Below are 11,328 nucleotides of genomic sequence, written 5' to 3' on the forward strand. Positions count from 1 at the left end.
CTCCCTCGTCCGCTAGCTCCGCCCTCCCGGCCCCGGCCCGGAAGTGAACTTCGTTCATATCTGTCTCCCGGCGGCGCTCCGCAGGCGGTAGCGTCGAGTCATGACACCCCGCGTGACTCCCGGCGGACTCCGCCAGCTCGGCCCCATCAACTACGCCATCGCCAAGATCGGCGCGAAGGCGATCCGCGCCGACGACATGCACCTGTTCTCCACCCTCGGCCGCACCAAGCGGCTGTTCGTCGGCTGGCTCGGCTACTCGGGCATGCTCATGCCCTTCGGTGCGCTCAAGCGCTCGGAGTCGGAGACGGTCATCGTCCGCGTCGCCTTCCTGCGGGAGAACGCCTACGAGCTTGGCCACCACCGCCGCATCGGCGCGCAGGCCGGCCTGACGGACACGCAGTTCGAGCGCATCTTCGACGGCTCGGGCTGGGACGAGCGCAGCGCCGCGCTGCTCGACGTGGTCACCGAGCTGGTCGAGGACAAGGCGGTCACCGACGAGTCCTGGGCCCGCCTCGCCGCGTTCTACGACGACCGCAAGCTGGTGGAGATCGTCATGCTGGCGACCAACTACGACGGCCTCGCCACCGCCATCGACGTCCTCGGCATCCAGCCCGAGAAGGCCTGATCATGCGGGTGCACAAGGTGATCCCGAACATCGCCGTCGACGACATCGCCACCGCCCGTGGCTTCTACGCCGACTTCCTCGGCCTCACGGACGAGGAGTTCAACCTCGGCTGGGTCGCCCGCTTCTCCTCCCCCGACCACGGCGCCAGCGTGCAGCTCGTGACCGGCGACCGGACCGCGGAGATCGACTCGGACCTGTCCGTGATGACCGACGACGTCGAGGCGGCCTACGCCGAAGCGCAGCGCTCCGGCTACGAGATCGTCCACCCGCTCACCAGCGAGGAGTGGGGCCCGCGCCGGTTCTTCGTCCGCGCCCCCGACGGCACCGTCGTCAACGTCGTCGGCCACCCGCACTGACCGCTCACGATGTCGAGTTCTGCGGCACCACAGGTGCTCAGGAGCACACGTGACGCCGCAGAACTCGAATTCGTGAGCTACTCCCGCGCCGCCAGGTAATCCGGTCGACGGGCGTCGGCGGCGAACGGCTCACCCAGCCCGTTCGACACGGCGTTGAACACGACGAACAGGTTCGACCGCGGGTACGGCGAGATGTTCCCCGCCGAGGCGTGCAGGCAGTTGCAGTCGAAGTACAGCGCGCTGCCCGCGCCGCCGGTGACCTGCTCGATCCCGTACTCGTCGGCCATCGCGGCGATGTCGCGCTCCTCCGGCGTGCCGAACGGCGGCCGGTAGGACTTGAGCGATTCGCGGTGGTACTCGCCCGGCGTGCGCCCCACGCAGGAGACGAACCGGCGGTGCGAGCCGGGCATGATCATCAGCGAGCCGTTGAACGGGGTGTTCGGCGTGAGCGCCAGCGAGACGCTCACCGCGCGCGGCGTGGGCATGCCGTCCTCGGCGTGCCAGGTCTCGAAGTCGCTGTGCCAGTAGAAGGGTCCGCCGGCGAAGCCGGGCTTGAGGTTGACGCGGCTCTGGTGCACGTAGACGTCGTCGCCGAGCAGCTGCCGGGCGACCCCGGCGATCTCCTCGCGCGCGATGATCGACGCGATCCTCTCGCTCAGTTCGTGCACCGCGAAGACCGACCGCACGCTGCCGTCGGAGGTCTCCCGGATCACCCGCTCATCGGCGCCGAGCCGGGTCGTCACCGCATCGATCTCGGAGCACACGTCGCGGATGCCACCGGCGTCGAGCACGCCCTCCACGCTGCGGAAGCCGTGTGCGGCGAAGTCGTCGACGGCACCGTCGGGCCAGGGCCCGGACCGTCCGGGCCAGACGACGGGGTCGGGTCGGTCGTGGATCTCGCTCCGGTCGACGCGCGTCGGGTAGTGGTCGGTGAGCGTCGCTGCGTGGGTCATCGATTCCTTCCGTCCGGGCAGTGCGTTCCACTGCGTGCCTCACGGCGCGGACGTCCCCGACGGTGACCGATGCCCCTTCTCGACCCGGCGCCGTGGCAACGCCACGCCGCGGTCCCGACCCTGCCAGGGTCCGGCACGAGTGTCCAACTCGGCTGGAAGCGCACGGCGGCCCGGCACCGTGGATCGGTGCCGGGCCGCCGGAAAGCGCGATGCCTACAGGTTGATCATGTGGCCGGCGAGGCCGTGGATCGACTCCTGCAGCGCCTCCGACAGCGTCGGGTGCGTGTGGACGTTGCGAGCGAGCTCGTTGACCGTGAGGTCCCACTTCTGCGCGAGGGTCAGCTCGGGCAGCAGCTCGGAGACGTCGGGGCCGATGAGGTGGCCGCCGAGCAGCTCGCCGTACTTGGCGTCGGAGACCAGCTTGACGAAGCCGACGGGCTCGCCGAGGCCCTGGGCCTTGCCGTTCGCCGAGTACGGGAAGGTCGCGGTCTTGACGTCGTAGCCCTCGTCCTTGGCCTGCTGCTCGGTGAGGCCGAACGAGGCGACCTGCGGCTGGCAGAAGGTGGCGCGCGGCATCATGCGGTAGTCGCCCAGCGCCTGGGTCTCCGCGCCGGCGATGGTCTCGGCGGCCACGACGCCCTGCGCCTCGGCGACGTGCGCCAGCTGCAGCTTCGCGGTGACGTCGCCGATGGCGTACACGCCGGGCACGTTGGTCCGCATGAAGTCGTCGATGGCGATGGCGCCGCGCTCGGTGAGGGCGACGCCCGTCTTCTCCAGGCCGAAGCCCTCGACGCGCGGCGCGAAGCCGATCGACATGAGCACCTTGGAGACCGTGATCTCCCCGGCACCCTTCGGGCCGGTGTACTTCACGACGACCTGCGAGCCCTGGTCGTCGACCGACTCGACCTTGGTGGAGGTCAGGATGTTCACGCCCAGCTTCTTGTACTGCTTGGCGATCTCCTTGGAGACGTCCGCGTCCTCGTTGGGCAGCGCGCGGTCCAGGAACTCGATGATGGTGACGTCCACGCCGTAGTTCTTGAGGACGTACGCGAACTCCATGCCGATGGCGCCGGCGCCGACGATGGCGATCGACTCGGGCAGGTCGCGGGTGAGGATCTGCTCCTCGTAGGTGACCACGTTGTCGGACAGCGTCACGCCCGGGAGGAGGCGCACCGTCGAGCCGGTGTCGATGATGATGTTGTCGCCCGTCACCGTCTGGTCGCCAACCTGGATGGTCTTGGCGTCGACGAACGTGCCGTAGCCGTTGATCTCGGTGATCTTGTTCTTCTTCATCAGGAAGTGAACGCCCTTGACGATCCCCTCCGACACCTTGCGGCTGCGGTCGAACGCCGCCCCGAAGTCGAACGAGACGTCACCGGAGATGCCGAACAGCTGCGCCTTGTGCGTGAAGGTGTGCGCCAGCTCGGCGTTCTTCAGGAGCGCCTTCGACGGGATGCAGCCCACGTTCAGGCACACACCGCCCCAGTACTTCTCCTCGATGACCGCGACCTTCTGCCCGAGTTGGGCGGCGCGAATAGCGGCGACGTAGCCTCCTGGGCCGGCGCCGAGTACAACAGTGTCAAAGTGATCAGCCACGGCTTTCAGCCTAGCCCTAGTGTGGAGTCCATGGACCAGTACGCATGGCTCGAAGAAGTGGAATCCGCCACTGCCCTGGATTGGGCCCGGGAACGCAACGCCGCGAGCACCGCGCGCCTGACCGGACCGAGGTTCGACGAGCTCGAGGCGGGCGTGCTCGCCATCCTCGACACCGACCAGCGCATCCCCTACCCGGTGCGCCGCGGCGAGTACCTGTGGAACTTCTGGCGCGACGCCGACCACCCGTACGGCCTGTGGCGCCGCACCACCCTCGAGTCCTTCCGCACCGACAGCCCCGAGTGGGACGTCGTCATCGACGTCGACGCCCTCCGCGAGGCCGAGGGCGAGAACTGGGTGTGGGGCGGGGCAGCCGTCCTCCGCGCCGAGTCGCCCGACGGTGCGCGGTACGACCGCGCGCTCGTCTCGCTCTCGCGCGGCGGCGCCGACGCGACGGTGGTCCGGGAGTTCTCCATCTCGCGCCGCGAGTTCGTCGACGGTGGCTTCTCCCTTCCGGAGGCGAAGAGCCGGATCTCGTGGATCGACAAGGACACCGTCTACGTGGGCACCGACTTCGGGCCCGGCTCGCTCACCGATTCGGGGTACCCGCGGCTGGTCAAGCGGTGGCGCCGCGACACCCCGCTGGGCCACGCGGACCTGGTCTACGAGGGCCATCACTCGGACGTCTCGATCGGCGCCGGCTACGACGACACCCCCGGCTACGAGCGACATTTCGTCTCGCGCGCGATCGACTTCTACAACAGCGAGATCTACCTGCTCTCGCCGGACACGCTGGCGCTGGAGCGGATCGACGTGCCGACGGATTCCGATGCGGACGTGCACGAGTCGCGGCTGCTGGTGCGCCCGAAGTCCGCGTGGGAGTTGCCCACCGGGACGGTGCCCCCGGGTGCGTTGGTGGCCTTCGACTTCGACGCCTATCGGGCGGGCTCGCGCGAGTACAGCACCGTCTTCACCCCCGACGCGCACACCGCGCTGGCGGGCTACTCGTGGACCAAGTCGTACCTGCTGTTGTCGACGATGCGGGACGTGCGCTCGGAGTTGCACACCCTCGAGCCCGGCACGTGGGAGAAGCGGGAGACCCGCGGCTTCCCCGAGCTGGCCGAGATCGGCGTCTACTACACCGATCCGCGCGAGGGCGACGAGATCTTCGCCACCGCCAGCGGTTTCACGCTGCCGCCCACGCTGCTGCACGGGACGGCCGGCGGATCGGTCGAGCCGCTGAAGTCCGCGCCGGCGTTCTACGACGCCACGGGCGTCACGGCCGAGCAGTTCTTCGCCACCAGCGACGACGGCACGCAGATCCCCTACTTCGTCGTGCGCAAGCCCGCGGACGGGCCGCAGCCGACGCTGCTGTACGGCTACGGCGGCTTCGAGGTCTCGCTCACGCCGGACTACACGGCGGTGTCCGGGACGTCGTGGATCGAGCGCGGCGGCGTCTACGTGCTGGCGAACATCCGCGGCGGCGGCGAGTACGGACCCGACTGGCACACGGCCGCTTTGAAGGAGCACCGCCTGCGCGCCTACGAGGACTTCGCCGCTGTCGCGCAGGATCTCGTGGCCCGCGGCATCACCACGCGCGAGCAGTTGGGCGCGCAGGGCGGCTCGAACGGCGGGTTGCTCATGGGCGTGATGTACACGCGGTACCCGGAGCTGTTCGGCGCCATCGTCTGCCAGGTGCCGCTGCTCGACATGCGGCGCTATCACCAGCTCCTCGCCGGCGCATCGTGGATGGCCGAGTACGGCGATCCGGACGATCCCGCGCAGTGGGCGTACATCAGCGAGTACTCGCCGTACCAGAACCTGCCTGCCGCGGACGCCGACCTACCCGCCCTCCTGGTGACCACGTCGACCCGCGACGACCGTGTGCACCCCGGCCACGCCCGCAAGTTCGTGGCGGCGCTGCGGGAGCGCGGCATCGAGGTGGACTACTACGAGAACATCGAGGGCGGCCACGGCGGCGCGGCCGACAACAAGCAGGCCGCCTTCAAATCCGCCCTCGCCTACGAATTCCTGTGGCGCGAGCTGGGAGGCGAATGATGCTCGCAGCATTCTCGATCAGCCCGATGGGCGGGGACCAGAGTGCCGACGGTGGCGTCGCCGCCGCCGTCGCGGAAGCTGTCGCCATCGTCCGCGCGTCCGGCCTGCCGAACGAGACCACGGCGATGTTCACCACCATCGAGGGCGAGTGGGACGAGGTGATGGGCGTGATCAAGGCGTGCGTCGACCGCCTCGCCGAGAGCGCCCCGCGCGTCTCCCTCGTGGTCAAGTGCGACATCCGGCCCGGGCACACCGGCCAGCTCACGGCAAAGCTGGAGCGGGTCGAGCAGCACCTCCGGGATTCCGGGCGATGACGCTCCGCTCCGTCGAGCCGCAGCTGTTCGTCGCCGACGTCGTCGCCGCGGTCGCGTACTACGTCGACCGCCTCGGCTTCGAGGCGCGGTTCGTGCACGGCGAGCCCGCGTTCTACGCGCAGGTGGCGCGGGACGGGCTGGCGCTCAATCTCCGCCATGTCGACGAGCCGGTGATCCGGCCGGAACTCCGGGACCGCGAGCACCTGCTCGCGGCGACCTTCGGCCTCGCCTCCGCGGCGGATCTCTCCGCGCTGGCGGACGAGTTCGCCGCGCGGGGCGCGGAGATCGCCGAGCCGCTGACTCGGCAGCCGTGGGGCTCCGACACCGTCACCGTCCGCGACGCGGACGGGAACCTCTTGCTGTTCGCGGCCCCGTCGGACTGATCCGGCGGACCGTCACCGGCGTTGCAGTCGGGCCTCGATGCCGAACGGCTCGTCGAGGGCGAAGCGGCCCGGGCCCGCGCCCGCGAGGGCGAGGAGTACCAGGAGCAGCAGCCACTCGGGGCTGTAGAAGAACCGGCTCAGGAATCCGGTGACCGTGGTGGACGCCTCGGTCGCCGCGGGCCAGACCGAGTAGTAGATCGCGCCCACCATCGTGACCGCCAGCCCCGCGGCCGCGAACCGAGTGAGCAGCCCGAGCACCAGCAGGGCGCCGAGGACCAGCTCCGCCCACGCCGTCCCGGTCGACGCGAGGTCGGGTTCCGGGATCCCCCACGCGGCGAAGTCCGCGGCGAACCGCTTCGGGTTCGCGACCTTCCCCCATCCGCTGAGGAAGAACATCACCCCGACGCTCGCCCGCGCCACCAGCAGCCAGATGTCCCTCGTCGTGTTCACGCCCCCGAAGGTACGGAAGACGAGCCCCCATCGCAGCGCGCCATGCGGCAGTGGACTCGCCGGCTTCACGTGAAACCCCAGCTCGTGCCATACTGTGACGCATGTTGCTCAAGAGGCGTCAGGTGCTGGTGGGACTTGCTGCGCTGCCCGCCGCCGCGGTCGCCACGTCGCTGACGGTCCCGCACGCCGCCGCTGCCGACGCCGACAAGGCGCTGCTCGACGCCGCCGTCGCGGCCGCGCCGACGGCCCGCGAGGTCATCACGGTGGCGGCACCGTCGTTCTCCTCGACGGACGTCCAGGTCTCGGCGTGGGCACTGCTCGCGCAGGGCTGGACCAAGGTCTACGGGCCGATCCCCGGCAAGGTCGGGCAGCAGGGCATCGGCGAGGGCAAGGACGGCGTGCCCCGCACCCCGTTCGGCGTCTTCAAGCTCGACCTCGCGTTCGGCCGCCAGGACAACCCGGGCACCACCCTGCCCTACACGAAGGTGACGAATCAGCACTGGTGGGACGGGAACGTCAACTCCCCCACCTACGACCGCATGGTCGTGCAGGCCGCCAGCCCCGGGCCCGAGAGCGAGAACCTCTACGACATCGGCCCCGTCTACGACTACGCCGTGCACTTCGACAACAACCCCACCCACACCCCGGGCAAGGGCGGCGCGATGTTCCTGCACGTCACCGACGGCAAGCCGACGCTCGGCTGCGTCGCGATCAGCCGCGACGGCATGATCACTCTGCTGAAATGGCTGGCGCCCGCGCACAACCCGGTCCTGGTCACCGGTCTCGCCGGCTGATCCGCGGTACCCGGCCGGCGCACAACCTCGGACGGTGGGCCGGCGAGGCCACGGAGTAGGGCCACAGGCGTGGGGTGTAGTCGCGCAGAGAAGTGATGCGCCCCGCGCATACCCTGGAAAGCCCTGGTCAAAGACAGAATTCGACGATCGGGCTATGCGAAAACTGCATACCCACCACGGATTTCCTCGCACGATCACCGATTCCGTCCCGAACGACGTCCACGCGCGAGGCTATGCAGTTCTTGCATAGCCCGATCGTCGAGATACAGCGCTGACCAGCACATTCACAGGGGATGCGCGGGGCGCATCACTTCCGTGCGGGACTACCCACCGGCGCCGCGGACTCGGAGCCGATGGCCCTCAGCCGCGCGGCACGGACTGCGCGATCCACCCCGACAGCGCGGGGATCACCGCACCGGGCGAGAGGATCCACTGGTTGTGCCCCAGCGGATCCGCGATCCGCCGGTGCACCGACGACGGGAACTTCTCCCCCACGAACCGCGACTGCCGATCCGAGACGAGCTCGTCGCCGGCGATCGCCACGGTGAGCACGGGCGTCCTCGTCCCCGCCAGACGCGCCTCGTAGTCCACATCCGCGCCGGCGACGTTGAAGTCGCCGGTCTGCACCAGGTGATCGAAATCGGCCACGATCCCGGCGGGCACCTCGCCGAGCCCGTCCGGGCCGGACCAGTGGCCCCGCCGGGCGGCGGCGCGGGCGGCGACGGACGTCCCGATCCGGCGCGCGGTCCCCGACAGCCCGTCGAGCTTGTAATACCCCGTGCCGCAGGCGATCAGGATCACCCCGGCGAGATTCCGGCGGGCCCGCGCCGCGTACATCGCGCCCATCAGCCCGCCGAGGCTGTGTCCCAGCAGGATCCGCGGCGCGCCGGGGAACTTCTGCCGGGCCAGCGCGGAGACGGCCGGGTAGTCCTCGACCACCACGTCCTGGAAGCCGTGCTTTCCCCCGGCGCCGCGGGGCCGCGAATCGCCCTGTCCGCGCAGCTCGGCGACGACGGCGTTGAACCCGGCGTCGATGAGCCCGCGTCCGAAGTCGTCGAAGTAGCCGGCGGGCACGTTCACGCCGGGCCAGATCATCACCACGGGCGCCGTGGGATCGGGGCCGCGGAAGATCCGGACGGGATTGGTGGTGCCGTCCTTGTAGGTGAGCGTCGCGACGGTGGGCCGCGCCGTCGACGTCACCAGGCGCGCCGTTCCGCCCGCCGCGCGGCCACGGCGCCCAGCCCGCCGAAGATCAGCCCCAGCAGGGCCAGCGCACCGCCGACCGCGGCCTCGGTCGCGATCCACGGCGTCAGGCTCTTCGTCACCTGCGCGAGCGCGGCGTCCACCACGGGGCTGAGCCCCCCGGTCCCGCTGCGGCTCGACACGTACGACGGTGCCGCCACGCACAGCATCCACGTCACGCCCGCGGCGACGGCGACGCCGAGCCCCAGGTAGAACATCATGAACCCGCGGCGATGCGCTGCCAGCAGCGCGAGCAGGGCCGCGGCGAGCGCGGTCAGAGGCGCGATCCACGCCGCCGACCGGATGGTGTCGGCGACGGACGCGTACCGTCCGGCCCGGAACAGGTCCCGGTTGGCGCCGGTCCCGGACAGGTCGATGGTGACCCGCTCCGGCACGGTCACCTTCACGTTGTTCGCGGCGGCGACGTCGCGGATCATCGGCGCGAGGTCGATCTCCGCGGTGGTCGCGCCGCGCAGCCGCTGCTCGGCGGTGGGCCGCACCAGCAGCCAGGTGTGCACCTGGCCCACGGCCTCGGTGAAGGCGCCCGGGAACTGCGGGCCGTGCACGTAGGTCGAGACGTAGGGCGTGATCGCGTCGAGCGGCGGCCGGGCGTCGCCCTGCTCGGTGAGCAGCCGCTGCACCTGCTGGGCGATCTCCTGCGCCATCGCGTCCTGCACGGCGCTGTCGCGACCCAGCGGCTCCATGAGCTTCATGAACTCGGCGCGGTCGAGCACCGTGTTCTTCGCCCACGCCGCGGGGACCGCCACGAACGTGGCCGCGATCGCCACGAGAACGAGGAGGAAGGCCGTCAGAGAACGCACGGCGACAACGGTACTCGACGGTGCCGTCGGCCCCGGTCGACTCGGGTCACCGTCAGTCGCTGATCAGGTCGCGACCGCGCCCGACGATGAGCGGGTCCGGGCCGGCGGCCAGGACGTCCATGTCCTTGTTGTCGTAGTCGAACTTGTCGAGGATGTAGCGCATGGCGTTGAGGCGGGCGCGCTTCTTGTCGTTGCTCTTCACCACGGTCCACGGCGCGTAGTCGGTGTCCGTCGCGGTGAACATCTCCTCCTTCGCCGCGGTGTAGCCGTCCCACTTGTCCAGCGAGGCGAGGTCCATCGGCGAGAGCTTCCACTGGCGCACGGGGTCGATCTGGCGGATCGCGAAGCGGGTCCGCTGCTCGAGCTGGGTCACGGAGAACCAGAACTTCGTGACGTCGATACCGTCCTCGACCAGCATCTTCTCGAACAGCGGCACCTGGTGGGTCCAGCGCTCGTGCTGCTCGTCGGAGCAGAAGCCCATCACCCGCTCGACGCCGCCGCGGTTGTACCAGGAGCGGTCGAACAGGACGATCTCGCCCTTGGTCGGGAAGTGGTCGATGTAGCGCTGGAAGTACCACTCGCCGGCCTCGCGCTCGGTGGGCTTGACCAGCGCCACCACGCGGGCGCCACGCGGGTTGAGGTGCTCCATGAAGCGCTTGATGGTGCCGCCCTTGCCGGCGGCGTCGCGGCCCTCGAACACGATGACCAGCCGCTGCCCGGTGTCCTTGACCCAACGCTGCAGCTTGAGCAGCTCGATCTGCAGCAGGCGCTTGTCCCGCTCGTACTCGGACCGGGCGAGGCGCTCCGAGTAGGGGTAGCCCTCGCGCCAGGTGTCGACGACGTGCCGCTCGGGGGTGAGCAGCACCGGATCGTCGTCATCGTCGTCGTTCACGGAGAAGCCCTCGGTCGCCCGCAGGTCGACGATCTTCTGCAGCGCCTCGCGGCCGCTGACCGCGCTCAAGTCGATGCCCACGGGCAGGTCGAGATCCATCACGCGCCGAAGGCTACGGGCAGGCGCGGACCGGCGGGTGAACGTCGCGTGAACGCGCGGTGCCCTGTGATCGGTAAACTGTGCGGAATGCCCACCACCGCCAACCGCGGACGCCGGCGCGCCGAACACCTCGGGCCCGAGCGCCGCCGCCCCCAGGTCCTCGACGCCGCGCTGGAGATCGCCGCGCGCGACGGGCTGGCCGCCGTGACCATCGGCACCGTCGCCGACCGTCTGCAGGTCACGCGCCCCGTCATCTACTCGTGCTTCCCGGACCGCGTCGCGCTCATCACCGAACTGCTCGATCGCGAGACCGAGACGATGATGACCTACGTCCTCACGTCGCTGCACAACGCCCACGGGGAGGACCCGGAGACCGCGTTCATCATCGGCATGCGCGGCCTACTGGCCGCGGTCAACGAGCGCGCCGACACCTGGCAGCTGCTGTTCTCCGGCGTCACCGACCCCGAGGTCGTGCACCGCGTCCGCGGCGCCCGCGCGACCCTGGCGAAGCAGGCCGAGGAGTGGATCCGGCCCGCCCTCATCCGCTGGTGGGACATGCAGGACCTCGACGAGAAGCTGCCCATGCTCATGGAGCTGTTCGTCTCGGCGTGCGAGGCCGCCGTCCGATCCATGCTCGCCGGCCGCCCCGACGACGCCGGGACGCAGTGGCGCGGCGACTCCGAAGGGATCGGGAAGTTCTACGGCTCCGCCGTCTACCGCGCCTTCCACGGCGCCTGACGGTCCGCCG

Annotated in this window: 13 protein-coding genes; 7 read left to right on the plus strand and 6 right to left on the minus strand. The window is 70.1% G+C overall.

Annotation, left to right across the window (positions count from 1 at the left end; translation table 11 throughout):
* Positions 1–100: 100 nt before the first annotated feature.
* Together LB823_RS02535 and LB823_RS02540 are read left to right on the plus strand one after the other, a co-directional pair.
* Positions 101–625, plus strand: coding sequence for a carboxymuconolactone decarboxylase family protein (locus tag LB823_RS02535; RefSeq protein WP_224645202.1), 525 nt, complete (start codon positions 101–103; stop codon positions 623–625).
* 2 nt (positions 626–627) lie between these two features.
* Positions 628–981, plus strand: coding sequence for a VOC family protein (locus tag LB823_RS02540; protein ID WP_224645203.1), 354 nt, complete (start codon positions 628–630; stop codon positions 979–981).
* Positions 982–1,058: 77 nt separating this feature from the next.
* Here LB823_RS02540 and LB823_RS02545 read toward each other — a convergent pair whose 3' ends face one another.
* Entirely contained in the window at positions 1,059–1,934 is an 876-nt protein-coding gene (locus LB823_RS02545; protein WP_224645204.1) for a phytanoyl-CoA dioxygenase family protein, read from the minus strand.
* Positions 1,935–2,147: 213 nt separating this feature from the next.
* Entirely contained in the window at positions 2,148–3,530 is a 1,383-nt protein-coding gene (gene lpdA, locus LB823_RS02550; protein ID WP_224645205.1) for a dihydrolipoyl dehydrogenase, read from the minus strand.
* On the opposite strand from lpdA, the gene LB823_RS02555 reads away from it, so the two are divergent.
* Genes LB823_RS02555 through LB823_RS02565 form a run of 3 tightly spaced genes read left to right on the plus strand, consistent with a single transcriptional unit; the run spans position 3,519 to position 6,282 of the window.
* Positions 3,519–5,585, plus strand: a complete 2,067-nt coding sequence (locus tag LB823_RS02555; RefSeq protein WP_224645206.1) for a prolyl oligopeptidase family protein — start codon at positions 3,519–3,521, stop codon at positions 5,583–5,585. The genes lpdA and LB823_RS02555 overlap by 12 nt on opposite strands.
* Positions 5,585–5,899 (plus strand): thiamine-binding protein, encoded by a 315-nt coding sequence (locus tag LB823_RS02560; RefSeq protein WP_224645207.1) that lies wholly within the window; start codon positions 5,585–5,587, stop codon positions 5,897–5,899. The genes LB823_RS02555 and LB823_RS02560 overlap by 1 nt, the downstream gene beginning before the upstream one ends.
* Complete coding sequence (locus LB823_RS02565; protein ID WP_224645208.1) at positions 5,896–6,282, plus strand: VOC family protein; 387 nt, start codon at positions 5,896–5,898, stop codon at positions 6,280–6,282. Before LB823_RS02560 ends, LB823_RS02565 begins: the two co-directional genes overlap by 4 nt.
* A 12-nt stretch (positions 6,283–6,294) precedes the next feature.
* Here the strand turns inward: LB823_RS02565 and LB823_RS02570 are convergent, their stop codons facing one another.
* Complete coding sequence (locus LB823_RS02570) at positions 6,295–6,732, minus strand: DoxX family protein (protein ID WP_224645209.1); 438 nt, start codon at positions 6,730–6,732, stop codon at positions 6,295–6,297.
* A 101-nt stretch (positions 6,733–6,833) separates the two neighbouring features.
* Between LB823_RS02570 and LB823_RS02575 the strand changes: the two genes are divergently transcribed.
* A complete protein-coding gene (locus LB823_RS02575; protein ID WP_224645210.1) occupies positions 6,834–7,526 on the plus strand; it encodes a L,D-transpeptidase in 693 nt (230 codons plus the stop codon).
* A 360-nt stretch (positions 7,527–7,886) separates the two neighbouring features.
* On the opposite strand, the gene LB823_RS02580 is transcribed toward LB823_RS02575, so the two are convergent.
* The 3 genes from LB823_RS02580 to ppk2 are packed head-to-tail and all read right to left on the minus strand — an operon-like array spanning position 7,887 to position 10,580.
* Positions 7,887–8,726: an alpha/beta fold hydrolase gene (locus LB823_RS02580; RefSeq protein WP_224645211.1), complete on the minus strand. Its 840-nt coding sequence runs from the start codon at positions 8,724–8,726 to the stop codon at positions 7,887–7,889.
* Positions 8,723–9,589 (minus strand): hypothetical protein, encoded by an 867-nt coding sequence (locus LB823_RS02585; protein ID WP_224645212.1) that lies wholly within the window; start codon positions 9,587–9,589, stop codon positions 8,723–8,725. The genes LB823_RS02580 and LB823_RS02585 overlap by 4 nt, the downstream gene beginning before the upstream one ends.
* A 52-nt stretch (positions 9,590–9,641) precedes the next feature.
* The gene (ppk2, locus tag LB823_RS02590; RefSeq protein ID WP_224645384.1) at positions 9,642–10,580 is read right to left on the minus strand and encodes a polyphosphate kinase 2; all 939 of its coding nucleotides are present in this window, start codon (positions 10,578–10,580) and stop codon (positions 9,642–9,644) included.
* Between the two features lie 87 nt (positions 10,581–10,667).
* On the opposite strand from ppk2, the gene LB823_RS02595 reads away from it, so the two are divergent.
* Positions 10,668–11,318 (plus strand): TetR/AcrR family transcriptional regulator, encoded by a 651-nt coding sequence (locus LB823_RS02595; protein WP_224645213.1) that lies wholly within the window; start codon positions 10,668–10,670, stop codon positions 11,316–11,318.
* Positions 11,319–11,328 lie beyond the last annotated feature (10 nt).

The organism is Tsukamurella sp. M9C (genome assembly GCF_020169415.1).
GTDB lineage: Bacteria > Actinomycetota > Actinomycetes > Mycobacteriales > Mycobacteriaceae > Tsukamurella.

Excerpts from the sequence above, each read along its gene's own strand:
- LB823_RS02535 (WP_224645202.1), top strand. The coding sequence starts at position 101 with ATGACACCCCGCGTGACTCCCGGCGGACTCCGCCAGCTCGGCCCCATC.
- LB823_RS02540 (WP_224645203.1), top strand. The coding sequence starts at position 628 with ATGCGGGTGCACAAGGTGATCCCGAACATCGCCGTCGACGACATCGCC.
- LB823_RS02545 (WP_224645204.1), bottom strand. The coding sequence starts at position 1,934 with ATGACCCACGCAGCGACGCTCACCGACCACTACCCGACGCGCGTCGAC.
- LB823_RS02560 (WP_224645207.1), top strand. The coding sequence starts at position 5,585 with ATGCTCGCAGCATTCTCGATCAGCCCGATGGGCGGGGACCAGAGTGCC.
- LB823_RS02565 (WP_224645208.1), top strand. The coding sequence starts at position 5,896 with ATGACGCTCCGCTCCGTCGAGCCGCAGCTGTTCGTCGCCGACGTCGTC.
- LB823_RS02575 (WP_224645210.1), top strand. The coding sequence starts at position 6,834 with ATGTTGCTCAAGAGGCGTCAGGTGCTGGTGGGACTTGCTGCGCTGCCC.
- ppk2 (WP_224645384.1), bottom strand. The coding sequence starts at position 10,580 with ATGGATCTCGACCTGCCCGTGGGCATCGACTTGAGCGCGGTCAGCGGC.
- LB823_RS02595 (WP_224645213.1), top strand. The coding sequence starts at position 10,668 with ATGCCCACCACCGCCAACCGCGGACGCCGGCGCGCCGAACACCTCGGG.